Origin of the sequence: Pseudomonas putida, from assembly GCF_005080685.1 — a bacterium.
GTDB classification, from domain to species: domain Bacteria; phylum Pseudomonadota; class Gammaproteobacteria; order Pseudomonadales; family Pseudomonadaceae; genus Aquipseudomonas; species Aquipseudomonas putida_V.
This window is the reverse complement of the sequence record NZ_CP039371.1, coordinates 2,934,316-2,957,376: the sequence shown is the minus strand read 5'-3', so window position 1 is coordinate 2,957,376 and position 23,061 is coordinate 2,934,316. Positions and strand designations below refer to the sequence as shown.

The 23,061-nt window shown below is 65.5% G+C and carries 21 protein-coding genes and 1 pseudogene; 14 read left to right on the top strand and 8 right to left on the bottom strand.

Translation table 11 applies throughout. The features are described 5' to 3' along the window. Window positions 1-119 precede the first annotated feature (119 nt). Complete coding sequence (locus tag E6B08_RS13665; protein WP_136914502.1) at window positions 120-752, top strand: hypothetical protein; 633 nt, start codon at window positions 120-122, stop codon at window positions 750-752. Between the two features lie 34 nt (window positions 753-786). Here E6B08_RS13665 and E6B08_RS13660 read toward each other — a convergent pair whose 3' ends face one another. Continuing rightward, window positions 787-1,662, bottom strand: a complete 876-nt coding sequence (locus tag E6B08_RS13660; protein WP_136914501.1) for an AEC family transporter — start codon at window positions 1,660-1,662, stop codon at window positions 787-789. A 440-nt stretch (window positions 1,663-2,102) separates the two neighbouring features. Here E6B08_RS13660 and E6B08_RS13655 point away from each other — a divergent pair, with 440 nt between their 5' ends. The 3 genes from E6B08_RS13655 (at window position 2,103) to E6B08_RS13645 (ending at window position 4,470) form a co-directional block, all read left to right on the top strand. Then, window positions 2,103-3,407, top strand: coding sequence for an MFS transporter (locus E6B08_RS13655; RefSeq protein ID WP_136914500.1), 1,305 nt, complete (start codon window positions 2,103-2,105; stop codon window positions 3,405-3,407). Between the two features lie 125 nt (window positions 3,408-3,532). Then, window positions 3,533-3,853: a hypothetical protein gene (locus E6B08_RS13650; protein ID WP_136914499.1), complete on the top strand. Its 321-nt coding sequence runs from the start codon at window positions 3,533-3,535 to the stop codon at window positions 3,851-3,853. A 53-nt stretch (window positions 3,854-3,906) separates the two neighbouring features. Further along, on the top strand, window positions 3,907-4,470 hold the full coding sequence (locus E6B08_RS13645) for a YbhB/YbcL family Raf kinase inhibitor-like protein (RefSeq protein ID WP_136914498.1): 564 nt from the start codon (window positions 3,907-3,909) through the stop codon (window positions 4,468-4,470). Between the two features lie 44 nt (window positions 4,471-4,514). On the opposite strand, the gene E6B08_RS13640 is transcribed toward E6B08_RS13645, so the two are convergent. Further along, on the bottom strand, window positions 4,515-5,447 hold the full coding sequence (locus tag E6B08_RS13640) for a LysR family transcriptional regulator (RefSeq protein WP_136914497.1): 933 nt from the start codon (window positions 5,445-5,447) through the stop codon (window positions 4,515-4,517). A 119-nt stretch (window positions 5,448-5,566) separates the two neighbouring features. On the opposite strand from E6B08_RS13640, the gene E6B08_RS13635 reads away from it, so the two are divergent. After that, window positions 5,567-5,830 carry a DUF2790 domain-containing protein gene (locus E6B08_RS13635; RefSeq protein WP_136914496.1) on the top strand — a complete coding sequence of 88 codons (264 nt, stop codon included), beginning with the start codon at window positions 5,567-5,569 and terminating at the stop codon, window positions 5,828-5,830. A gap of 1 nt (window position 5,831) precedes the next feature. Here E6B08_RS13635 and E6B08_RS13630 read toward each other — a convergent pair whose 3' ends face one another. Then, on the bottom strand, window positions 5,832-6,527 hold the full coding sequence (locus E6B08_RS13630) for a tRNA (adenine(22)-N(1))-methyltransferase (RefSeq protein WP_136914495.1): 696 nt from the start codon (window positions 6,525-6,527) through the stop codon (window positions 5,832-5,834). A gap of 162 nt (window positions 6,528-6,689) precedes the next feature. On the opposite strand from E6B08_RS13630, the gene E6B08_RS13625 reads away from it, so the two are divergent. Beyond that, window positions 6,690-7,070, top strand: a complete 381-nt coding sequence (locus tag E6B08_RS13625) for a RidA family protein (RefSeq protein ID WP_136914494.1) — start codon at window positions 6,690-6,692, stop codon at window positions 7,068-7,070. Window positions 7,071-7,109: 39 nt separating this feature from the next. Then, window positions 7,110-9,230, top strand: coding sequence for a TonB-dependent receptor family protein (locus tag E6B08_RS13620; protein WP_136914493.1), 2,121 nt, complete (start codon window positions 7,110-7,112; stop codon window positions 9,228-9,230). Between the two features lie 132 nt (window positions 9,231-9,362). Here E6B08_RS13620 and E6B08_RS13615 read toward each other — a convergent pair whose 3' ends face one another. The 3 genes from E6B08_RS13615 to E6B08_RS13605 are packed head-to-tail and all read right to left on the bottom strand — an operon-like array spanning window position 9,363 to window position 12,318. Further along, complete coding sequence (locus E6B08_RS13615; RefSeq protein WP_136914492.1) at window positions 9,363-9,683, bottom strand: hypothetical protein; 321 nt, start codon at window positions 9,681-9,683, stop codon at window positions 9,363-9,365. Beyond that, entirely contained in the window at window positions 9,680-11,026 is a 1,347-nt protein-coding gene (locus E6B08_RS13610; protein ID WP_136914491.1) for an acyclic terpene utilization AtuA family protein, read from the bottom strand. Before E6B08_RS13610 ends, E6B08_RS13615 begins: the two co-directional genes overlap by 4 nt. Window positions 11,027-11,028: 2 nt before the next feature. Then, window positions 11,029-12,318, bottom strand: coding sequence for a CitMHS family transporter (locus E6B08_RS13605; protein WP_136914490.1), 1,290 nt, complete (start codon window positions 12,316-12,318; stop codon window positions 11,029-11,031). A 102-nt stretch (window positions 12,319-12,420) separates the two neighbouring features. On the opposite strand from E6B08_RS13605, the gene E6B08_RS13600 reads away from it, so the two are divergent. Further along, the gene (locus tag E6B08_RS13600; RefSeq protein ID WP_136914489.1) at window positions 12,421-13,299 is read left to right on the top strand and encodes a LysR family transcriptional regulator; all 879 of its coding nucleotides are present in this window, start codon (window positions 12,421-12,423) and stop codon (window positions 13,297-13,299) included. A gap of 115 nt (window positions 13,300-13,414) precedes the next feature. Then, complete coding sequence (locus E6B08_RS13595; protein WP_136914488.1) at window positions 13,415-15,415, top strand: peptidase U32 family protein; 2,001 nt, start codon at window positions 13,415-13,417, stop codon at window positions 15,413-15,415. Window positions 15,416-15,603: 188 nt separating this feature from the next. On the opposite strand, the gene E6B08_RS13590 is transcribed toward E6B08_RS13595, so the two are convergent. Next, window positions 15,604-16,491, bottom strand: coding sequence for a polyprenyl synthetase family protein (locus tag E6B08_RS13590; protein ID WP_136914487.1), 888 nt, complete (start codon window positions 16,489-16,491; stop codon window positions 15,604-15,606). Window positions 16,492-16,674: 183 nt separating this feature from the next. On the opposite strand from E6B08_RS13590, the gene fni reads away from it, so the two are divergent. From fni to E6B08_RS13565, 5 genes and pseudogenes are all read left to right on the top strand, one after another. After that, window positions 16,675-17,721: a type 2 isopentenyl-diphosphate Delta-isomerase gene (fni, locus tag E6B08_RS13585; RefSeq protein ID WP_136914486.1), complete on the top strand. Its 1,047-nt coding sequence runs from the start codon at window positions 16,675-16,677 to the stop codon at window positions 17,719-17,721. Continuing rightward, window positions 17,718-19,007, top strand: a complete 1,290-nt coding sequence (locus E6B08_RS13580) for a glycosyltransferase (RefSeq protein ID WP_136914485.1) — start codon at window positions 17,718-17,720, stop codon at window positions 19,005-19,007. The genes fni and E6B08_RS13580 overlap by 4 nt, the downstream gene beginning before the upstream one ends. Then, window positions 18,992-20,158, top strand: coding sequence for a lycopene beta-cyclase CrtY (gene crtY, locus E6B08_RS13575; RefSeq protein ID WP_136914484.1), 1,167 nt, complete (start codon window positions 18,992-18,994; stop codon window positions 20,156-20,158). Before E6B08_RS13580 ends, crtY begins: the two co-directional genes overlap by 16 nt. Beyond that, on the top strand, window positions 20,155-21,645 hold the full coding sequence (locus E6B08_RS13570; protein WP_136914483.1) for a phytoene desaturase: 1,491 nt from the start codon (window positions 20,155-20,157) through the stop codon (window positions 21,643-21,645). The genes crtY and E6B08_RS13570 overlap by 4 nt, the downstream gene beginning before the upstream one ends. Beyond that, window positions 21,642-22,562: pseudogene (locus E6B08_RS13565) on the top strand (phytoene/squalene synthase family protein); the annotation flags it as partial. The gene E6B08_RS13570 and the pseudogene E6B08_RS13565, both read left to right, overlap by 4 nt. On the opposite strand, the gene E6B08_RS13560 reads toward E6B08_RS13565, so the two are convergent. Next, window positions 22,486-23,061, bottom strand: a complete 576-nt coding sequence (locus tag E6B08_RS13560) for a sterol desaturase family protein (protein WP_416194382.1) — start codon at window positions 23,059-23,061, stop codon at window positions 22,486-22,488. The pseudogene E6B08_RS13565 and the gene E6B08_RS13560 sit on opposite strands and share 77 nt — an antisense overlap.

Sequence of the window (23,061 nt, the reverse complement as noted above, 5' to 3'; positions counted from 1 at the left end):
CGCCACGCAGCCTCGGCGCGTTCAGCGCAGATGCCGTCCTGCCATGATTGCGCCGCTCTAGCGCGTGGGGTCTAATTCCGTCCACCGCAACACTTTCGGCAATCCAAGGACGCTTCACCATGCACAGGAAGATCGTACCCCTTGCGCTGTTATCGGCGCTGGCAGGCTGCTCCGGCACCGAGCAGCCCAACAAGGCCACGTTCCAATCGGCCGCCCAGGCCTACCTCGACACGCAATATCCCCACTGTTTCGTGATCAGTGCGTTTCCCACCCAGACCCAGGACTTCGACGTCAACGGCACCAACAAGGCCTTGCACGCCCTGGCCCAGGTCGGTGTGGTCAGCGAAAAGGAAATCTCCCGCACCGAGGTACCGGCCCGCCTGTGGCAACCTGCCCGCACCGACATCTACTACGCCTACGACCTGACCGACGAAGGCCGCAAGTACTACAAGGCCAATGTCGGCAACCTGCCTGATGGCAAGGCCGCCGGCGGCCTGTGCTTCGGCAAGGCCCAGGTCACGGCGGTGGAGCAGTTCAGCGAGCCGATGCAAAGCAATGGTCGAGAAACCTCGCAAGTCACCTACGCCTACAAGGTCGTCGGCTTGCCGCAATGGGCTGCCAACCAGAATGTGCGCGCCGGGATCGCCGAGCTGAACAAGGCCGTCGCCAGCGGCGAGAAACCGGTCAAGGAAACCCACGCCATGGTGCTGACCGACGCTGGTTGGGTACATGAGCGCCTGGTCACGCGCTAGCCCCCCAAACCACCTGCCGCTACGTCTGGAGCCGTCATAGGCTCCACGACAGCACCAGCGGCAACCAGGCGAACGACAGCACCGTCGAGCACATCACCAGGTTCGCCACTTGCTCCGGCGCCCGATTGGCGCGCACCGCCATGAGGTAGTTGAACACCGCTACCGGCATCGACGACTGCACCATCAACACCGCACGCTCCAACTCGCCCATGCCCAGCACCTGGCCAACCACCCAACCTACCGCCGCGCCCAGCACGATACGCAGGCCGCCCAACAACAGGCCACTGCCAACGTGCCGCAGACGCAGGCTGGCCAGCGACACGCCGAGGGTCAGCAACATCAGGGGAATACTCATGCCGCCAAGCAAATCCACGGTATTGGCCAGCCAGCGCGGCAACTCGACGTCGAGGAAGATGATCGGCAACGCCCCAGCCAGGCTGATGACGATGGGGTTGCGCGCAAATGCCTTGAGCGAGGCGGCAGTGCCGGAAATGGCCAGCCCCAGGGTGAACTGGAACACCGACAACGTCAGGAAGAACGCCACCGCCAGCGCCAGCCCGTGCTCGCCGAAGGCGTACAGGCTGATCGGCAGCCCCATGTTGCCGGTATTGGGAAACATGAATGCCGGCAACAATACCCGCCACGGTTGCCCGGACACCCGGCAGACCCCCCAGCCCACCAGGGCCATGCCGACCAGGCAGAGGCTGCACGCGCCGGCCATGCCGAGAAAGGCATCGGCCTGCAACGCAGTGCGGCTCAGCGTCGAGAGCACCAGCGAAGGCGTGCCCACGGTCATGACCATGCGTGCGACGAACTCAGTCGGGTAGTCGAACCCCTTCCGCGCCCAGAGATAGCCTATGCCGGCAACGATGAACACGGGTGCCAGAATGGCCGACAGCGAAGCCAGCATGAACCTTGCCCTCCATGGAAATGCGACATTATGCCGCAGGCATGCCCGGCGTGGGCAGGCTTATGTGGCCGCAGCCGCCATCTACTTGCCTGCCCCGGCCATGAAACAGCGACATTGCGGCGTGCGGCGTCTCGTCGCAGGCGCCAGCCCCTTGGGCAAATCGATTTCAGGGCTTAGAATCGCGCCTCCTTTTCGCCCGTCGCCTTGAACGGTGGCAACCGGCAGCAACGACAGAGTCCGTGCCTGAACACATGCCCGCACATGTGCAATAGGCTCAACCGACCCCGCCCGACCTACTTCCTGACAGGTTTAGCGGTTGAGTCTTGCCCAGGTCGCATCCAGCCCAGGCACACCCGTGCAGCCCACCGGCCCTCCATGGCCCGGTGCGCCGTGCGTGTTCGAAGAGGCGCTCATCCCGTCTTAACCAATTCGAGGTAACTATGTCTCCGCGTTTGCTGGCCATGGCGCTGGCACCCCTGCTCGGGCTGTTCATCATCGCCCTGGGCAATGGCTTCATGTCGTCCCTGACCACCCTGCGCCTGGGCGCCGCCGGTGAATCGGCGACCATGATCGGTATCGTCTCGTCGGCCTATTTCATCGGCCTGACCCTGGGCGCCGTGTTCAACGACCGCTTGATCCTGCGCATCGGCCATATCCGCGCCTACAGCAGTTTCGCCTCGCTGATCGCCGCGACCATCCTGGCCCAAGGCCTGTTCTACGACACCACCTGGTGGATCGCCCTGCGCCTGATCAACGGCTGGGCCACGGTGGGCGTGTTCCTGGTGATCGAGAGCTGGCTGCTGCTGGCCGGCGACGCGAAGATCCGTGGCCGCCTGCTGGCGTTGTACATGATCGCTTTCTACGGTGCCGGCGTGATCGCCCAGGCCACCCTGGGCGAAATCACCGGCTGGGGCGCGACTGCGCCGTTCATGGTCGCCGGCATGCTCGCCGCGCTGTCGGTAATGCCGATCGTGATCCTGCCGCAGGTATCGCCACTGCTGGAGCAGGTCGAGCCGTTGAAGCCACGCCAACTGCTGGGCGTCGCACCAACCGGGCTGGTCGGCTGCTTTGGCTCGGGCGCGGCGATTGCCGGTATCTACGCCCTGCTGCCGTTGTACCTGCAGCGCATCGGCATGGACGTGGGCGAGATCGGCAACATGATGGCCTGGGTGATCCTGGGCGCGATGCTCCTGCAGTATCCGGTGGGCCGCTGGTCCGACCGCAGGGACCGGCAGGACGTGCTGATCGCACTGGCGGCGTTGTGCACCGTGCTGTCGGTGATCATCGTGCTGCTGCCGGCCAACTCGATGCTGTTGCCGGCGATGCTGTTCCTGCTAGGCGGTGGCGTGTTCGCGCTGTACCCGGTAGCGGTCAGCAGCGCCGCCGACCGGGCGCCCTCCGACGCGCTGGTGCCGATGATCCAAGGCCTGTTGCTGATCAACTCGCTGGGCTCGGCGTTGGCACCGCTGGCCATTTCGCCGGTGATGACCTCCTACGGCGAGGTCGGGCTGTTCTGGGCATTCACCGTGATCAACGGGGCGATGTTCGGCTTTTTCCTGTGGCGCCGCGGCAAGCGTCCGAAAGCCGAACACCCGGCACCGTTCGCCGCCACCGCGACCTTCTCGCCTACCGGTGCCGAACTGCGCGTGACCGAGGACCTGATGCACGCAGCCCAGGAGCACCCGCCCTTGGAGCCGGCAGAGGAAATCCCGCCGCAGACAGCGGCGCGTGCCGAGCATCCTTGACCGACACGGTCGTAAAGAAAGGGCCGCGATCGCGGCCCTTTTCATGACCGCCCGTCGGTCAAGCGGCACTGGGCCATCAACCCAAGGCCCAACGAATGACAGATCATTCCCATAGGAGATTGACCATGATCCGCATTCGCCCGCTTTCGCTCAGCCTTGCCCTGGCCCTCGGCTTGACCTCGGCGGCCAGCTTCGCCGCCGGCGAAGGCAGCACCGATACCCGACCCAATGCCACGCAATCGAGCGACCCGACGCCAGGCAAGACCGCCGGTGAAGGTAGCAGCGTCAATACCCCGGGCGGTACTGGCGACAACGACAGCGCCGACACCGGCAGCAATAACGATGGTGCCGACGGCGCGGCTGGCGGCTCCAACAGTACCGGCGAAGCCACGGGCTCCGGCGCCGGTGCCTCGGGCGGCACCGCCGAGGATCAGGACAGCCGCTGACAGGGGCTGGTCTACACTGGCGCTCATTGACCCGGTTGATGCAAGGACACGCCATGACCCTCAAGCCCTGGCTGCTCGCTGCCCTGCTGCCCTGTTGCGCGGTGGCAGCGAACTTCGACGAGGACACCTCCGCTGGCGCCCTGGCGATCAGTTCGACGTCGTTCACCGATGGCGGCATGATCGGCCTGCGACAGGTCGGGCCTGATCCGGCTTGCGGCAGCGGTCAGGAGCTGACGCCGCAATTGAGCTGGGAGAATCCGCCGCAAGGTACACGCTCGCTGGCGCTGGTGATGTTCGACCCCGACGGCGGCAAGGGCCTGGGCGTGGTTCATTGGATCGCCTACAACATCGATCCGCAATCGGACGGGTTACCCGAAGGGGCTGCGGGGCAGACCTCGCAGGCCGCGACGGTGGGACGTAACTCGCGTGGCACCCTCGCCTACCGTGGACCTTGCCCGCCGGCAGGCGACAACCCGCACCATTATGCCTTGACCCTGATCGCTACCGACCTCGCACCGGGCAGTCTGCCCGAAGGGCTGGATCGCCAGGGGCTGCTCGAAGCGTTGCAGGGGCATGCGTTGGCGGCGCAGAGCCTGGTGGGGCGCTATGGGCATTGACGTGTTTGGCACGGGCCATGCCCGTGCCAAACAGCGCCGGTCACTTACCGCCAGTAACGCTCGTCGTCCACCACCTGCTCATGGCCCTTGAACAGCGCTGGTAATTGTTCCTTGAGGTAGTCGATCCAGGTGCGCACCTTGGCATCCAGGTAATGCCGCGACGGGTAGATCGCATACAGCATGCTCTCGCGCAGCCGGTACGGCGCCAGCAAACGGCGCAAGCGGCCCTGCTCGATGGCCTGGCTGGCGGTATAGAACGGCAACAGACCTATGCCCATGCCCAACTCGCTGGCCACCAGCATGGCGTCGGCGACATTGGTCAGGAAGCTGTCATGCGGGGCGATCACGCACTGGTCCACACCCTGGGCGAACACCCAATCCCCTTCATACATCGGGTACGCCATGCGCAGGCAGCGGTGCTCGTGCAAGTCTTGCGGACGCTCCGGCACGCCATGGGCCTCCAGATAGCTGGGCGCTGCGCAAGGAATACTGAAGATATTGCCCAGCGGCACGGCAATCAGCTGCGAGTCGGGCAGCGCTTCGTCCACCGTGATGACCACGTCATGCCCTTCGGCCAGCGGATCGGGATTGCGCTGCGACAGCGTCAACTCCACCACCACCTCGGGGCACAGGGCGTTGTAGCCAGCCACCAGCGGCATCAGCAGCATGCCCAGGCCATGCGGGCAGTGCAGACGCAAGCGCCCGCGCGGCGTCAGGTGCGCACCCCGGGCCTCGTCCACGGCTTCTTCGGTCAGCAGCATGATCTGCCGCGCCCGCTCGAGAAATCGCTCCCCCGCCTCGCTCATGCGCAAACGCCGCGTGGTGCGATGCAGCAAGCGGGTCTGAAGTTGGTTTTCAAGCTCCGCGACAATCCTGGAAACCTGCGCCGCAGAGATATCCAGGGCATTGGCAGCAGCGGCGAAGCTGCCGCACTCGATAACCCGGGCGAAGGTGCGCATGGCGTGCAACATATCCATCAGGCTGGAATCCTCGTTTTATTCTTACGCCAAAGGCAGGAATCTATCACGGCATAGCCCATTTATTGTGGATGACCAATGAATACATCATAAGACACACACAAAAAAAGGAGCCCGTCATGAAACGTTCGATCGCTTTCCTTGCCCTGTCTGCCACCCTCTCCTCGTTCGCTGCACTCGCTGCCGAACCCGCCAGCCAGGCAGTGGAGACCAGCAACTATCAATACGGCATGCCGGTGGATGTCGCCAAGGTCGTATCCATCACGCCAGACAGCAACGCTGCCGATTGCGAAGTGGGCACCACGCACATGGTCTACGTCGACCATCAGGGTGAAACCCACGAAATAGCCTACAAGGAAATGGGTAACTGCTCGCGCCTGTAACTCAGGCCAGGACCTCGCTGATCCAGCTGACCTGCCGCTCGAAATCGCGGGTCTTGTGCTCCGGCACTGCCTCCCGGGCGCGTTTGAAATTAGCCAAGGTCTGTTGTTTCTGACGCAGCATGCGTTGCCATTTGTTCAAGAACGCGGGGCTGCGCTGGCGTAGCAAGACTGGGCCGAAATACAGCTCCTGCTCGCTGTAGGCTGCCCCCTCGCCAGGCTCGGCGACGATGATCTCGTAATCGAAACGGTGTTCGCGCAGCAGCTCCTCGCTGACGATGCGGTAGCCGTTTGCCGCCAGCCATTCACGCAGTTCGCGCTCATCGCCATTGGGCTGCAGGATCAACCGCTCGCGGCCGTTGAGAGACTGTCGGCCACGCTCGAGGATATCGCGAATGGTCTGGCCGCCCATGCCGCAGAAGGTGATGGCGGTAATCCGATCACCCGCCTCGATGGCCGCCAGGCCATCGGCCAGGCGTACGCTGATGCAAGCCTGCAGGCCGTTCTCTCGCACCGTGCGCTGGGCCGAAGCGAATGGCGTCTGCGCCACTTCACCCGCCACTGCTGCCTCGATGACCCCACGCAGGCGCAACGCCACTGGCAGGTAGCCATGGTCCGAGCCGATATCGGCCAGGCGCGCGCCCTGCGGCACATGCGCCGCCACCCGCTCCAGACGCATCGACAATGTCTGTTCGTTCAACGTAAACCCCTTGCGTCACAATCGGCCGCGATTCTGACCTCCAGGGCCGGCCATTACAATGCTCGATGGCCCAGCGGCACCTTCGCCCGGCCGTTGCGCTCGACCCACCCGCTGCGCTCGCGTAGGCTTGCACTTTTCTTACGTCGCAAGGCAAAACGACCTATGGCAAACGCAGGCATCACCTTTACTCCTGACTCCGACGCCGAGTCCATTTCGTCCGACGTCGCCGAATTCAACGGCATTCTGGTCACCACCCAGGTGCCGATCCGCGCTGACGGCAACCTGGAGTTGGGCGACATCGTCACCCAGTGCGAATGCACCCTGCAGGCCCTCAAGGATGCGCTGGAGAAGGCCGGTAGCAGCATGGACCGCGTGCTGCACCTGACCATCTACCTCACCGACATGGCCGACCGCGCCGCGTTCAACGAGGTTTACCAGCGCTTCTTCAGCAAACCCTGGCCAGTACGTGCTGCCGTTGGCGTGGCTTCGCTGGCGTACGAAGGCATGCGCGTGGAAGTGACCGCGATGGCTGCCAAGGCCTGAGCCGATTCCAGGAATGCTGCACGAGCAGGACGCTACCCCATGCCCGCTACCTTTTTTCGCCGCAAGGCGCTGACCGCCCTGCTCCCGGGCCTCGGCCTGTGCTCCCTGGCACAGGCCGAGGCTCCCGGCAGTTTCCAGTTGCTGGAGCCGGTGGTGATCACCGGCACCTATGTGCCCAACCCGACCTTTGACCTGCCGTACTCGATCGACACGGTCGACCGAGCGCAGATCGCCGATGGCCAGTTGGGCGTGAACCTGTCGGAAGCGCTCAACCGGGTACCGGGGTTGGTGGTGCAAAACCGCCAGAACTATGCCCAGGACCTGCAGATATCCTCGCGGGGCTACGGCGCCCGCTCGGCATTCGGCGTGCGCGGCATCAAATTGCTCAGCGATGGGATCCCGGCCAGTACGCCGGACGGTCAAGGCCAGGCCGCCACCTTGAACCTGGATGTGGCCGACCGCATCGAAGTCTTGCGCGGCCCGGCCTCGGCCATCTACGGCAGCAATGCCGGCGGCGTCATCCAGATGTTTTCCCGCGATGGCGCCGGGCCACCGAAGGTGGGGGCCGAAACCACCTTCGGCAGCGATGGTTTCAACAAGAACCACGTCTACAGCGAGGGCGGCGACGATAAGGCCGGCTTCCTGGTAGACGCCTCGCGGATGGACACCGATGGCTACCGCGACCATAGCTCCGCCCGCCGCGACCAGACCTTCGCCAAGGTGCACGTGCGGCCCGACGAGGACAGCCGCCTGGCGCTGATCCTCAGTACGCTGGAACAGAACGGCACTGAGGATCCGCTTGGGCAAACGTGGGAGGCGTACAAGCATGACCCGAGGTCGGTGTCCGAGCGAGCCGAGGAGTACAACACACGCAAGAGCATTCATCACCAGCAGTTGGGCATGAACTACGAGCGCGCGTTTGGTGATGCAACTCTCCAGTTCAACCTTTATGGCGGCAAGCGCAGCGTAATTCAGTATCTATCGATTCCGAGGTTTACCGCCTCCGGTTCGCCCAATCCCGCCAACGAACGTGGCGGTGGCGTGGTCGACTTCGACCGTGAATTCCACGGCGGCACGTTGCGCTGGATCCAGCCCATCACCGCCGCGCCCGGCAACCTCACCGTGACCGTCGGCGCCGACTACGACCGCAGCACCGACGACCGTCGCGGCTACCAGAACTTCAGCGGCGACACTCTGGGCGTCAAGGGCGAGTTGCGACGCAAGGAAAAGGACACCGCCACCAGCCTCGACCCTTATATCCAGGCCCACTGGGAGCTGGACCGCTGGACGGTGGACGCGGGCCTGCGTCATAGCACCATGAAGATGGAGGTCGACGACCACTACCTGGCCAACGGCGACTCCAGTGGTTCGAAGAAATACCAGCGCACCACGCCGACCTTGTCGGTGATGTACGCCTTCACGCCGGACCTGCACGGCTACGTCAGTGCCGGCAAGGCTTTCGAGACCCCGACCCAGGCCGAGATGGCCTATGCCCCGGGCGCGGTGGAGGGCTTCAACTTCGGCCTGGATCCAGCCACCAGCACCCAGTACGAGCTGGGCCTGAAGGCGCGCCCGGATGAACGCACCCGGATCAACGCCGCGATCTTCGAGATCCGCACCAAGGACGAGATCGTCGTCGTTGCCTCGGAAGGTGGGCGCACCAGCTATCGCAACGCCGGCAAGACGCTGCGCCGCGGTTTCGAACTGAGCGTACAGCGTGAGTTGAACGCACAGTGGCAGGCCAACCTCGCCTATACCGTGCTCGATGCCACCTATGACGAAGACTTCAACCAGGGCACGACGACCATCGACAAGGGCAACCACCTGCCAGGCGTGCCGCAGAGCAGCTTGTTCGGCGAGTTGGTGTGGAAGCCGCGCGACGGCGTCAGCATGGGGCTGGAGGGGCAGTACCGGAGCAAAGTCTATGTCGAGGACACCAATGACCAGCATGTCGCGCCCAGCTATGCCGTGTTCAACTGGCGTACCCGCTTCGAGCAGCACTACGGGCCGTGGACCTTCCACCAGTTGGTGCGGCTGGACAACCTGCTGGATCGCCAGTACGTCGGCTCGGTGATCGTCGGGGACAGCAATGGGCGCTATTACGAGGCCGCGCCGGGGCGGTCCTGGTATGCGGGGGCTGGGCTGGAATACCAGTTCTGACAGTGGGGGCGCTTTGCGCCCCTATCGCGACACAAGGCCGCTCCCACAACAGGTTTTGCGCTGTTCCTGAGACCTTGTGGGAGCGGCCTTGTGTCGCGATAGGGCCGCGCAGCGGCCCTGACAATCCCCCGCCTAGCGCTGCACCTGCATCCGCAACACAGCCGCCCCCAGGCACTTGCCATGTGCATCCAGGGCCAGCGACCGCGTCACGCCACCGCGCAGCAGCCCCGGCAACACGAAGTTCAGCGCCTGCAACTGCGGCATCTCGTAGCGCCGTACCGGCCCTGCATCGGCATCGCGCAAATGGGCGAACCAGGCCTCGACCTTCTCCGCCGTGACCTCACGCAACAGCACGGCATAGTCCTCCGTGCGATAGGCAACCAAGGAAATATTCGAGGTATCACCCTTGTCCCCGGTTCGGGTGTGGGCAATTTCATGCAAGGCAACGGTCATGGGCAGACCTCCAGATGGACTTGGGCAATGGCGAACTCACGCGGCAGGTACAGGCTCGCTACCGCCAGCACTTCGCGTACCTGGCGGGTGGCGCCACCGCCACCGGCCGGGCCGTTGGTGTACAAGGTCTCCACTTCGTTGGCCAAGGCCTGGGCTGCCGCCCGCGTGGCGCAGCGACCGGCCACACGCAAACGCACCTCCCAAGGCTCGCCAGGCTGGCAGAAATCACTGCCGTGCAGCGAATCGACGCCCATCAGTTCACAACGCAGCTCCTCGACCGGCACGCCGGTCAAGGCCAGCCGTTGCTCGACGATCTGCCCGGCCAGGCGCGCCCGGGCCAGCGCATTGGGGCCGCCATAGGAAATCTGCCCTTCGCCGATCCAGCCGTCGCGGTAGCCAACGGTCACTTTCAGTTGCTCGGGGCGCTGAGTCCCGGTGGCGCCGCTGACCGCTACCGAGTCCGCGCCCTGCAAGGCAAAGTGCACGCCGGAAAAGTCCGCCACCACATCGGGCGTCAGGTAGCAGCGCGGGTCGTGCACCTCGTACAGCAACTGCTCGGTGCAGGTCGCCACATCGATGCGCCCGCCACTGCCGGCGACCTTGGTGATACGTGCCTGGCCATCGGCATCGATCTCGGCGAGCGGAAAGCCCAGCCGTGCGAGATCTGGCACATCCTTCACGCCGGGGTCGGCGAAATAGCCGCCGCTGACTTGCCCTGCGCATTCGAGCAAATGCCCGGTGAGCGTGCCACGGCCACGGCGCAGCCAATCGTCCGCCGCCCAGCCGAAGGCATGCAGCTGTGGCGCGAGGAATAACGAAGGGTCGGCGACGCGCCCGGTGATCACCACATCGGCATCCTGGGCCAGCGCCTGGAGAATGCCTTCGACCCCAAGGTAGGCATTGGCCGAAACCATGCGTTCGCCCAGGGCCGCCACGCTCAGGCCATTGTCCAGTTGCCAGTGTGGGTGCTCGCGCAGTACGGCGAGCACATCGTCGCCCTCCACCGCCGCCACTTTGAGCCCACCTAGGCCGAGCTCGGCGGCGATGGCCAGCACCTGGCGCGCGGCACCGCGAGGGTTGGCGGCGCCCATGTTGCTGATGATGCGCAGCCGCCGGCCACCCTGGCGAACGAAGGGCAGCACTGCACGCATGCGCGTGGCCAGCAAGGGGTCGAATCCGGCCTCGGGGTCGGCCAGGCGCGCCTGCTGCGCCAAGGCGATGGTCCGCTCGGCCAGGCATTCGAAAATCAGATAATCCAGTTGGCCGTCACGGGCCAGTTCGACGGCAGGCTCCACACGGTCGCCGGAGTAACCGGCGCCGGCGCCGATGCGCAGGGTGTTCATCTTCAGAATACTCCCAGTGCCAGCGCGGTCAGGGTCATCAGCACCGACGCGGCAAACAGTAATGGCAGGGTGAAACGTTGGTGGTCGGCCAGCTCCAGCTTGCACAGGCCAACCAGCAGGAAGGTCGCAGGGGTCAGCGGGCTGACCGGGAAGCCGGTGGTGTGCACGCCCAACAGCGAAGCCTGGGCCACCTGTACCGGGTCCACGCCGAGCGAGCGGCCGACTTCGGCGATCACCGGCATCACCCCGAAGTAGAACGAATCGGGGTCGAACAGCAGGCTCAAGGGCATCGACACGAAGCCCACCAGCGCCGGGATCAGCTTGCCGTGCCCTGGCGGGATCTGCTGCACAGCTACCTCGGCCATGGCCTTGAGCATGCCGGTGCCCTGCATGATGCCGGTGAACACACCTGCAGCCAGGAGGATGCTGGCCATGGTCAGCGCGGTCTTGGCGTGGGCATCGATGCGTTCGCGCTGATGGTCGACGCGGGGGTAGTTCAGGCACAGCGCCGCCACGGTGCCGAGCATGAACATCACCACCGGATCGACCCACCCGGCGATCATCACGGCCATCACCAGCACGGTCAGCAACAGGTTCGGCCAGAACATGCGCGGGCGGCGCAAGGCCTGTTCCTCGGCGCTCAGTACCCGCTGCGGCGCGGCGACATCACTGCCGGCCATCAGCCCCAGGCGTTTTTCCTCACGCCGGCCCAGCCACCAGGCGCAGGCGAAGACGAACGCCAGGCCCACCACTTGCACCGGGATCAAGGGTTGGAACAAGTCCGCCACCGGCACGTGCAGGGCAGCGGAGGAGCGCAGCACCGGGCCGGTCCAAGGCAGGAAATTGACCCCGGCGGCCATCGCCGCGACGCAGGCCAATACACGGCGGTCGATGCCCAGGCGGGTATACAACGGCAGCATTGCCGGCACTGTGACCAGGAAGGTAACCGCGCCCGAACCGTCGAGGTGCACCAGTAGGGCCAGCAGCGCGGTACCGCAGACGATACGCGTGGGCCGAGTGCCGACGGCACGCAGGATGCGGTCGATGATCGGGTCGAGCATACCGGCGTCGGTCATCACGCCGAAGAACAGGATGGCGAAAATGAACATGCCCACCACTGGGGCGACATTCTTGATGCCGGTGAGGATGAATCCACTGGTCTGCAGGCCGAAGCCGGCCACCAGGGCAGCGATTACGGGAAAGGCGATCAGCGCTACCAGCGGTGAAATGCGTTTGCTCATGACTGCAACGAGCAGAGACAGAATGGTAATGACGCCGTATAGGGCGAGCATGGGCGACTCCAGCTTGTGTTTTTTGTTGTTGGCTGGAGTATCGGGAACGGCTGGCTTACGTGTAAATTGCAATTTAACGACGATCACGTTCGAAAAAACAAAATGAAGAATGCCCTGCAACACATCCGTGCCTTCATCACCGTCGCTCAGCGCGGCAACTTCGCCCGCGCTGCCGACGACCTGCACCTCTCGCCCTCGGCGCTGACCGTGCAGATCCGCCAGCTCGAAGGCTGGTTGGGCGTAGAGTTGCTGGAACGCAGCCCGCGTCATGTGGCCCTGACCGCAGCTGGGCGTGAGGCGTTGCCGGCGATGGAGAAGCTGCTGCTCGACCTGGGTAACATCGTCAATGCCAGCCAGGACCTGGCCGCCGTGCGCCGTGGCGTGATCAGCGTGGCCGCCCTGCCCTCGCTGTGTGCCGGCGCCCTGGCCGAACGCCTGGCAGTGTTCCGCCAGCACTACCCCGGCATCGAAGTGCGCCTGCGTGATCTGGTGGCCGAGCGCATCACCGAGCGGGTACGCGAGGGTGATGTCGATTTCGGCCTGGGGGTGCGCGCCAAGCTTGGCCATGGGCTGTCTTTCAGCCCGTTGCTGCACGACCGCCTGTGCCTGTTCGTGCCTGCGGGGCACCCGCTGGCCAGCGGCGAGTTGCACCTTGCCGACCTGCACGGGCAACCGATGATCCTCACTGGCCGCGACAGCAGCGTGCGGGCGCAGATCGAGCAGGTTTTCCAGGCGCGTGGGTTGACCTTGCGGGTGGCCATGGAAGCCAACTACATGTCCACGGTATTGGCGCTGGTGCGCAATGGCTTGGGTATCGCGTTACTGCCGGAGTCGGCGGATGACGGAGAGCGGCGCCTGGTACGTAGGTATCTGCCCGAGCCTGGCCTGGAACGGGAGCTGGGGGTGATCACCCGCAGCGAGAGCAGCCTGTCGCCGGCGGCATTGCGGTTGGTGGAGTGTTTGAAGGGGATCAGCCTTTGATCCTTGGTGAAAGGGCCGGCACAGGCCACCCACCTCTTGGTAGTCAAAGGTGCCACCAACCCATTTCACCGCTACAATGCCGCCCTAAACCGTGACCGCCCGAAACCATAACGATATGTCCCTTCCAAAGAATCACCTGGAACTGCTCAGCCCTGCCCGTGACGTCGCCATCGCTCGCGAGGCGATCCTGCACGGCGCTGACGCCATCTACATCGGCGGCCCGAGCTTCGGCGCGCGCCACAACGCCTGCAATGAAGTCGGCGAGATCGCCGAGCTGGTCGAGTTCGCCCGTCGCTACCATGCACGCATCTTCACCACCATCAACACCATCCTCCACGACAACGAGCTGGAACCTGCGCGCAAGCTGATTCATCAGCTGTACGACGCCGGTGTCGACGCCTTGATCGTCCAGGACCTGGGCGTGATGGAGCTGGACATTCCGCCGATCGAGCTGCATGCCAGTACCCAGACCGACATTCGCACCCTGGAGCGGGCAAAATTCCTCGACCAGGCCGGTTTCTCCCAGCTGGTGCTGGCTCGTGAGCTGAACCTGCAGCAGATTCGCACCATCGCCGCCGAGACCGACGCCGCCATCGAGTTCTTCATCCATGGCGCGTTGTGTGTGGCCTTCTCCGGCCAGTGCAACATCTCCCATGCCCAGACCGGCCGCAGCGCCAACCGTGGCGACTGTTCCCAGGCCTGCCGCCTGCCATACACCCTCAAGGACGACCAGGGCCGTGTGGTCGCCTTCGAGAAACACCTGCTGTCGATGAAGGACAACAACCAGACCGCCAACCTGGCTGACTTGGTGGATGCCGGCGTGCGCTCGTTCAAGATCGAGGGTCGCTACAAGGACATGGGCTATGTGAAGAACATCACCGCCCACTACCGCCAGCAGCTCGACGCCATCCTCGAAGGCCGCCCGGAACTGGCCCGAGCCTCCAGCGGCCGTACCGAACACTTCTTCGTGCCCGACCCGGACAAGACCTTCCACCGCGGCAGCACCGACTATTTCGTCAGTGAACGCAAGGTCGACATCGGCGCGTTCGACTCCCCGACCTTTACCGGCCTGCCCGTGGGCGTGGTGGAAAAGGTCGGCAAGCGCGACATGCTGGTGGTCACCGAAGTGCCGCTGACCAATGGCGACGGCCTCAACGTGCTGGTCAAGCGCGAAGTGGTCGGGTTCCGTGCCAACATCGCCGAGCCTCGTGGTGAATTCGACGAAGACGGCCAGAAGCGCTACCGCTATCGCGTCGAGCCCAACGAGATGCCCGAAGGGCTGCACAAGCTGCGCCCGAATCACCCGCTATCGCGTAACCTCGACCACAACTGGCAACAGGCCCTGCAGCGTACCTCGGCCGAACGCCGGGTCGGCGTGCAATGGCAGGCCGTGCTGCGCGAGCAACGCTTGGCACTGACCGCCATCAGCGAGGAAGGCGTCAGCGTGCAGGTGGCCCTGGATGGCCCGTTCGGCGTGGCCAACAAACCCCAGCAGGCACTGGATCAACTGCGCGACCTGCTCGGCCAACTGGGCACTACCCAATACCATGCCAGCGCCATCGAGCTGGATGCACCGCAGGCGTTCTTCATCCCCAACTCGCAGCTCAAGGCCCTGCGCCGTGAAGCCATCGAGGCCCTGACCGAGGCGCGGGTCAAGGCGCACCCGCGCGGCGGGCGCAAGGCCGAGACCACGCCACCGCCGGTGTACCCGGAGTCGCACCTGTCGTTCCTGGCCAACGTGTACAACCAGAAGGCCCGCGACTTCTACCATCGCCATGGCGTGCAGTTGATCGACGCGGCCTACGAGGCCCACGAGGAACACGGCGAGGTGCCGGTGATGATCACCAAGCACTGCCTGCGCTTCTCTTTCAACCTGTGCCCCAAGCAGGCCAAGGGGGTTACGGGTGTGCGCACCAAGGTGGCGCCGATGCAGTTGATCCAGGGTGACGAGGTATTGACCTTGAAATTCGACTGCAAGCCCTGCGAGATGCATGTGATCGGCAAGATGAAGAGCCACATCATCGACCTGCCGACTCCAGGCAGCGCGGTGGCGCAGGTGGTAGGCCACATCAGCCCGGAAGACCTGCTCAAGACCATTCCCCGCGCGCCGCATTGATCGGCCTGTAAGAGCGGGCTTGCCCGCGAAGAGCCTACCTCGGAGCCTGGCACGGGCTGCGCCCGTGTTCGCGGGCAAGCCCGCTCCTACAGCTACGGCGCTGGTTGGGCGACGGTGGAGTCCTGTAGGAGCGGGCTTGCCCCGCGAAGAAGACACCGCGGTGCAGGCTCCTACAGGGTCTGATCCACTTAGTCGAGCACCTTGCGCACCAGCAGCATGATTGGCTGCTCACCCAGCGATGCCTCCCACAGGCACCGCTCTGCACACGCCACATGGGTGCGCAAGCGTTCGCGCACCAATGCCTCGCCACACAGCGCCAGCATCGTCGACTTGCCATGATCCTGGCCAGGGTCCTTGCCGTTGCCTGGGTCGCCATCGCGCAAATCGTCATGCAGCTGGAAGGCTTGGCCCAGCTCGACGGCAAACCGCTGCAACGGCGCTTGCACCGAAGGCTGCGCTTCGGCCAAGCGCCCCGCCATGGCCAGAATCGCGCCGAACAATGCCCCGGTCTTCAGTTGGTTGGTCTCGGCGATCTGCTCGGCGCTGCGCGGCAAGGCGCCGTCGCGCAGGTCCTGCAACTGACCCTTGACCAAGCCCTGGCTACCGATCGCCTCGGCCAGGGTCGCCACCAGATCGGCTCGCACCAGCGGTGCCACGCCCTCGACACTGGCGACCAGGCCGAACGCCCGGGACAACAGGGCGATAGCCGCCAGCAGCGCGACATCCTCGCCAAACGCCAGGTGCAAGGCGGCGCGCCCGCGGCGCAGGGTGGCGTCGTCCATGCACGGCAGGTCGTCGAGTACCAGCGAGGCGGCATGCACCATTTCCACGGCGCAGCCGACATCCAGAGCCGCCTTGGGGCAGGCTCCCAGCCCTTCTGCGGCGAGTACAAGCAGCAACGGCCGCAGCCGCTTGCCAGGAGCCAGGGTGCAGTCACGCATCGCTGCGGCTACCAGGTCGCGCTCGCCGCCGGCCACCGGCAGCAACGCCTCCAGGCGGGTTTCGATGGCGTGATGCAAGCGCACGAGCGCATCGTGCGGGTCAGTGAGCGCAGTCGATTGGGCGATGGTGGTCATCCTTGCCTCGTAGGTTGTGCGGCACCCGGGCCGCAAAATCGAAGGAACGACTGGCGGGCGCCGTTGCCTCACATGCTGTGTCGTTTTGAGCTTAGCTATACAAAGTGGGCTGCGTTGTACAACGCCTGTCTTTTGCACAGACCCTGCCCACCTCTGGATGATTCCCCTGGCAATGGAGCCGGCATGAAGAAAAGCCTGCTGAGTCAACGCAAGGACGACCACCTGAACATCGTGCTGACCCCTGGCAAGTCATCTTCCGGGGTCGATCCAGGGTGGTCGGCAATCCGCTTCGAGCATTGCGCCCTTCCGGAAATGGCACTGGACGAGGTCGATCTGGGCACTTCGCTGCTGGGCATCGACTTGCGCGCTCCGCTACTGATCAGCTCCATGACCGGCGGTGCGCAGCGCGCCGAGCACATCAACCGTCACCTGGCCGAAGCAGCTCAGGCCCTGGGCATCGCCATGGGCGTCGGCTCGCAGCGGGTCAGCCTGCGCGGCGGGCCGGCCCAGGGGCTGACCGACGAACTGCGACGCCTTGCACCGGATATTCCGTTGTTGGCCAACCTGGGCGCGGCGCAGTTGCGCGAAGCCGATGGCCTGGACCTGGCACGGCGGGCGGTCGATACGTTGCAGGCCAACGCCCTGATCATCCATCTGAACCCTTTGCAGGAAGCGGTGCAGCCCGAAGGCGACCGTGACTGGTGGGGCGTATTGGCGCGGATCGAAGCCGTGGTCGACTGCATTGGCGTACCGGTGATTGCCAAAGAAGTCGGTGCCGGCCTCTCGCCCAGCGTCGCCCGCCGCCTGGTCGATGCCGGGGTGCAGATGATCGACGTGGCCGGCGCTGGCGGTACCAGTTGGGCCGCAGTCGAGGCGCAGCGCGCAGACAGCGTCGCCCAACGCGCGGTAGCCATGGCCTTCAGCGACTGGGGCATCCCCAGCGCGCAATGCCTGCTGGCGGTGCGCCGGGCCTTGCCCGAAGTCGGCCTGATTGCCTCCGGCGGTATCGGCAACGGCATCGACGCGGCCAAGGCGATCCGCCTCGGTGCCGATCTGGTCGGCCAGGCGGCGGGGGTATTGGCCGCAGCCACCACGTCGACCGAGGCCGTCATCGAACACTTCGAGATTCTCCTGCAGCAGCTGCGCATCGCCTGTTTCTGTACCGGCTCGCGCAACCTGGCGCAATTGCGCCGGGCACCGCTGCTTGGGCCGGGGTTGCAACCGGCATGAGCCACTATGCACTGGTCGCACCGCCCTACCCCAGCCACTTCGAAGTGATGCAGACGCTGGCCGGCGAATTGATCGAGCGCGGTCATCGGGTCAGCTTCCTGCACCAACCCGACGCCCAGCGCTGGCTGCGCGACCGGCGCATCGGTTTTCATGCCATTGGCCACGCCGATCACCCTGCCGGGAGCCTCGACCATGCCCTGCGCCTGGCTGCCAACCCTTCTGGCCCCTGGCATATGCGCCGCATGATCCGACAACTGGCGGGCACCAGCCGCATGCTCTGCCGCGAGCTACCCGGTGCGCTGACCGCGCACCAGGTGGATGCCGTGCTCTGCGACCAGATGGAGCCGGCCGGTGCCCTGGCGGCCGAGGCGCTCGGGCTACCCTGCGTGTCGCTGGCTTGCGCCTTGCCCATCAACCGCGAAGCCGGGCTGCCGTTGCCGGTCATGCCCTTTGGCTATGGCCGTGACCCGCGCAGCCAGCGGTTGTTCGAGGCCAGCACACGGGTGCATGACTGGTTCATGCGGCCGATGGCCGAGGTCATCGACGACGCGTGTCGGCGTCATGGTCTGCCTCGGCGCACCGGGCCGCAGGACTGTCTGTCGTCGCTGGCGCAGATCAGCCAGACCCTGGCTGCGTTCGACTTCCCGCGCCAGGCACTTCCAGGGCATTTTCATGCCCTCGGCCCACTGCGCAAGCCACCTGAGCAGGCCGAAGGGCACTGGCCGCTGGACGTGCGCAAGCCGTTGGTGTTCGCCAGCCTCGGCACTTTGCAAGGCCATCGTTTCAGCCTCTTCGTACGCATTGCCAAGGCCTGTCGGCTACTCGATGTACAGCTGTTGGTCGCCCACTGTGGCGGCTTGGACCTGCCCCAGCAAGCGCGCCTGCTGCAACTGGGTGCCAGCGTGGTCACCGATTTTGCGCCCCAGCAGTGGGCGGTGCAGCGAGCCGACGCGGTGATCTGCCATGGGGGGCTGAACACCGTGATGGACGCGCTGGCCGCAAAAACGCCCCTGCTGGTGCTGCCGATCGCCTTCGACCAGCCCGGCGTCGCTGCACGGGTGGCGTACCACCAACTGGGCCTGGCCCTGTCTCGCCATGCCAGCGTCAGCCGCATCGCCGGGGCGCTGGCACGTCTGCTCGCAGAGCCGATGCCCGGCCTCGCCAGGTTGGAGCCGGCATTGCAGGGTCTGGACGACAGCGTGCGCAAGGCCGCCTCGATCATCGAGACAGCCGTGCACGCTGGGCGCCCGGTACCCGCACAGGACGCAGCATGGCCCATGACCTGATCCTCGTCGGTGCAGGCCTTGCCAACGGCCTGATCGCCTGGCGCCTGCGCCAGCTTCGCCCGGACCTGCACATTCTCTGCCTGGAGCAGGCCCAGCAGGCCGGTGGCAACCATACCTGGTCGTTTCATGAAGCCGACCTCACCCCGGCCCAGCATCACTGGCTGGCGCCTTTCGTGGTCAAGCGCTGGCCGGCCTACCATGTGCACTTCCCGGCGTTTTCGCGGCGCTTTGCCTGCGGGTACGCCAGCCTCACCAGTGACCGCTTCGCCACCTGCCTCGAGCAGGCCCTGGGGCCTGCGCTGCGCACCGACTGCCAGGTGGCGCAGGTGTCGGCCGACAGCGTGACGCTGGCCTGCGGTGAGCGATTGCAGGCCCGCCTGGTGATCGATGGTCGTGGCCCGCAAGCCAGCCCGCACCGCGTGCTGGGCCAACAGGCATTCCTTGGCCAACTGCTGCGCCTGACAGCGCCCCACGGCCTGCAGGCGCCGATCATCATGGACGCCCGGGTCCAACAGGGCGAAGGCTACCGATTCGTCTACGTGCTGCCGTTCAGCCCCGACACCCTGCTGATCGAGGACACCCACTACGTCGACCGACAAGCACCGGACCACGCACAGCTGCGCGAGCATATCGCCGACTATGCGCGTCAGCACGGCTGGCACGTGGCGGGCTGCCTGCGCGAGGAGCACGGGGTATTGCCAATTACCCTGGCTGACGACTTTCCCGCCTGGTGGGCAGAACAAGCCGGCCAGCCCGTCTCGGGCCTGCGCGCTGGGCTTTGCCATTGCACCACCGGCTATTCGCTGCCAGAGGCCGTACGCCTGGCCGACTGGCTGGCGACGCAGCCGTTGCTCGATGCCCACACGCTGACGGTCGACCTGGGCCGCTACCTGCAGCAACGCTGGCAAACCCAAGGTTTTTACCGCCTGCTCAACCGCATGCTGTTCCTCGCCGGCAAGCCCCACCAGCGCTGGCAGGTGATGCAGCGTTTCCATCGCCTGCCCGAGCCATTGATTTCGCGCTTCTATGCCGGGCGAAGCCACTGGGGTGATCGCCTGCGCATCCTCACCGGCAAGCCTCCGGTACCTGTTGGCCAGGCGCTGCGCGCGGCGTTGCGCCATTCTCCCCGCTCATTCAAGGAGCCTGCATGATGCAAGGAAAATCCGCCCTGGTGGTGGGCGCCGGGCTCGGCGGCCTGGCCCTGGCCATCCGCCTGCAAGCCAGCGGCATCCGCACCACGCTGCTGGAGCGCCGCGATCAACCGGGTGGGCGCGCATACGTCTATCGCGACCAGGGTTTCACGTTCGATGCCGGGCCCACGGTCATCACCGATCCAACGGCCATCGAGGCGTTGTTCGCACTGGCTGGCAAACCCATGAGCGAGTATGTCGAACTGCTGCCGGTCAGCCCGTTCTACCGTTTGTGCTGGGAAGACGGCGCAAGCTTCGACTACAGCAACGACCAGGCCGAGCTGGAACGGCAGATCCACGCCCTGGAACCCGCCGACGTGGAAGGCTACCGGCGCTTCCTGGCCTACTCCCGGGCAGTGCTCGAGGAAGGCTATGTGAAACTTGGCGCGGTGCCCTTCCTGTCGTTTCGCGACATGCTCCAGGCTGGCCCGCAACTGGCTCGACTTCAGGCCTGGCGCAGTGTGTATGCCATGGTCGCGCGCTTCGTGCGCCACGACCGGTTGCGCCAGGCGCTGTCGTTCCATGCCTTGCTGGTGGGCGGCAACCCCTTCGCCACCTCGTCCATCTACACCTTGATCCACGCCCTGGAGCGCCAGTGGGGTGTATGGTTCGCCAAAGGCGGCACTGGAGCGCTAGTCAACGGCCTCGCCCGGCTGTTCCGCGACCTGGGCGGCACCCTGGAACTCAACGCCGAGGTGACCGCCTTCGAGACCCAGGGCCAACGCCTGACCGGCGCGCGCAGCCGCGATGGCCGCCGATGGACCGCCGACGCCGTGGCCTCCAACGCCGATGTGGTGCACACCTATGCCCAGTTGCTCGGCCAGCATCGGCGCGGCGCCCAGGAGGGGCGCCGGCTGATGGGCAAACGCTTCAGCAACTCGCTGTTCGTGGTGCATTTCGGGCTCAAGCGGGCCCAACCGCAGTTGCGCCACCACACCGTTTGCTTCGGCCCGCGCTACCAGGCGCTGGTCCAGGAGATCTTCAACGGGCCGGCCTTGCCGGAGGATTTTTCGCTGTACCTGCATGCGCCCTGCGCCACCGATCCGAGCCTGGCGCCGCCGGGCTGCTCCAGCCACTACGTGCTGGCCCCGGTGCCGCACCTGGGCAACGCACCGATCGACTGGGAAAACGAGGGGCCACGCTACCGCGACCGCATCCTCGACTACCTCGAGCGTCAGCACATACCCGGTCTGCGTGAAGACCTGGTGACCTGTCGCACCTTCACCCCGCTGGACTTTCGTGATGAGCTCAACGCCCACCTGGGCTCGGCCTTCTCGTTGGAGCCCGTACTGACCCAGAGCGCCTGGTTTCGCCCGCACAATCGCGACGCGCAGTTGCACAACCTGTACCTGGTCGGTGCCGGCACCCACCCAGGCGCGGGCGTGCCAGGGGTGATCGCCTCGGCCAAGGCCACCGCCGGACTGATGCTGGAGGATTTGCAAGGATGAACGACCCTCTGTTGCAGCACGCCGAGCACAGCATCGCGGTAGGCTCGAAGAGCTTCGCCGCGGCTGCCCGGCTGTTCGACCCGGCCACGCGCCGCAGTGCCATGTTGCTGTATGCCTGGTGCCGCCATTGCGATGACGTGATCGATGGCCAGCAAGCCGGCCATGACGCCCTGCCGCTGCCCCCCGAACAAGCCCGGCGGCGCCTGGCCGAGTTGCAGCGACAAACCCGCGAGAGCTATGCCGGGCTCCCGCCCGAAGACCCCGCCTTCGCCGCACTGGGAGAGGTCGCCCGCCGTCACGGCATCCCCCAGGAGGAAGCCTTCGACTTGTTGGAGGGCTTCGCCCAGGATGTATCCGGGCACCGCTACCCGGCCCTGGCGGACGTACTCGGCTACTGCTATCACGTTGCCGGCGTGGTCGGGCTGATGATGGCGCGGGTGATGGGGGTCCGCGACCCGGCGGTGCTGGACCGTGCCTGCGACCTGGGCCTGGCGATGCAACTGACCAATATCGCCCGCGATATCGTCGAGGACGCCCGTGTCGGGCGCTGTTACCTGCCCCAGGCCTGGCTGGTGGAGTTCGCCGTACCCGCCTCGGCCCTGGCCGACCCGCGCCATCGGCTGGCTGTTGCGCGCATGGCGCAACGCCTGGTGGAACAGGCCGAGCCGTACTACCAGAGCGCCCAGGCCGGCCTGGCCGCCCTGCCCTGGCGCTCGGCCTGGGCGGTGGCGAGCGCCGCTGTGGTGTACCGACGCATTGGTGTGAAGGTCCAGGCAGCAGGTGTAGCTGCCTGGGATGGGCGGCTATCGACCTCGCGCTGGGAAAAGCTCGGCGCGATCCTCAGCGGTCTGTGGCGTTCACTGACGCGTCGGCTGCATCGTTACCCGGCGCGTGACCACCAGTTGTGGCAGCGTCCGCTTGGCGCAGAGGCCCACCATGACGCGCCCGCAACTGTCGACGCAAGCGTTCGATAGGCGGCGCGTAGAGAAACCCGAACGACACGCAGCCTGAACGGCCCTGTACCGCGTGGTGCATCAGGTGGGCTTGGTACAAGCGTTTCAAATAGCCGCGCCGAGGCACTACCTTGAGCGGCCAGCGGCGATGTACCAGGCCGTCGTGGGCAACGAAGTACAGCGCGCCATAGGCGGTCATGGCGGCACCGACCCATTGCAGCGGGTACAGGCCGGCATTGCCCAGGGCGATCAGCACGATCGCCAGCACCGCGAACACCACGGCATACAGGTCGTTCTTCTCGAACCAGCCCTGGCGCGGCTGATGATGGGAGCGGTGCCAGCCCCAGCCGAAGCCATGCATGATGTACTTGTGCGCCAGGTAGGCAATGCCTTCCATCGCGGTCAGGGTACCGAAGAAGCTGAGCAGGCTGATGAGCAAGGCAGGGTCTCCATCGTTCGCCAT

Coding starts and splice junctions, on each gene's coding strand:
- E6B08_RS13665 (WP_136914502.1), top strand. CDS start 120: ATGCACAGGAAGATCGTACCCCTTGCGCTGTTATCGGCGCTGGCAGGC.
- E6B08_RS13660 (WP_136914501.1), bottom strand. CDS start 1,662: ATGCTGGCTTCGCTGTCGGCCATTCTGGCACCCGTGTTCATCGTTGCC.
- E6B08_RS13655 (WP_136914500.1), top strand. CDS start 2,103: ATGTCTCCGCGTTTGCTGGCCATGGCGCTGGCACCCCTGCTCGGGCTG.
- E6B08_RS13650 (WP_136914499.1), top strand. CDS start 3,533: ATGATCCGCATTCGCCCGCTTTCGCTCAGCCTTGCCCTGGCCCTCGGC.
- E6B08_RS13645 (WP_136914498.1), top strand. CDS start 3,907: ATGACCCTCAAGCCCTGGCTGCTCGCTGCCCTGCTGCCCTGTTGCGCG.
- E6B08_RS13640 (WP_136914497.1), bottom strand. CDS start 5,447: ATGGATATGTTGCACGCCATGCGCACCTTCGCCCGGGTTATCGAGTGC.
- E6B08_RS13635 (WP_136914496.1), top strand. CDS start 5,567: ATGAAACGTTCGATCGCTTTCCTTGCCCTGTCTGCCACCCTCTCCTCG.
- E6B08_RS13625 (WP_136914494.1), top strand. CDS start 6,690: ATGGCAAACGCAGGCATCACCTTTACTCCTGACTCCGACGCCGAGTCC.
- E6B08_RS13620 (WP_136914493.1), top strand. CDS start 7,110: ATGCCCGCTACCTTTTTTCGCCGCAAGGCGCTGACCGCCCTGCTCCCG.
- E6B08_RS13615 (WP_136914492.1), bottom strand. CDS start 9,683: ATGACCGTTGCCTTGCATGAAATTGCCCACACCCGAACCGGGGACAAG.
- E6B08_RS13610 (WP_136914491.1), bottom strand. CDS start 11,026: ATGAACACCCTGCGCATCGGCGCCGGCGCCGGTTACTCCGGCGACCGT.
- E6B08_RS13605 (WP_136914490.1), bottom strand. CDS start 12,318: ATGCTCGCCCTATACGGCGTCATTACCATTCTGTCTCTGCTCGTTGCA.
- E6B08_RS13600 (WP_136914489.1), top strand. CDS start 12,421: ATGAAGAATGCCCTGCAACACATCCGTGCCTTCATCACCGTCGCTCAG.
- E6B08_RS13595 (WP_136914488.1), top strand. CDS start 13,415: ATGTCCCTTCCAAAGAATCACCTGGAACTGCTCAGCCCTGCCCGTGAC.
- E6B08_RS13590 (WP_136914487.1), bottom strand. CDS start 16,491: ATGACCACCATCGCCCAATCGACTGCGCTCACTGACCCGCACGATGCG.
- fni (WP_136914486.1), top strand. CDS start 16,675: ATGAAGAAAAGCCTGCTGAGTCAACGCAAGGACGACCACCTGAACATC.
- E6B08_RS13580 (WP_136914485.1), top strand. CDS start 17,718: ATGAGCCACTATGCACTGGTCGCACCGCCCTACCCCAGCCACTTCGAA.
- crtY (WP_136914484.1), top strand. CDS start 18,992: ATGGCCCATGACCTGATCCTCGTCGGTGCAGGCCTTGCCAACGGCCTG.
- E6B08_RS13570 (WP_136914483.1), top strand. CDS start 20,155: ATGATGCAAGGAAAATCCGCCCTGGTGGTGGGCGCCGGGCTCGGCGGC.
- E6B08_RS13560 (WP_416194382.1), bottom strand. CDS start 23,061: ATGGCGAACGATGGAGACCCTGCCTTGCTCATCAGCCTGCTCAGCTTC.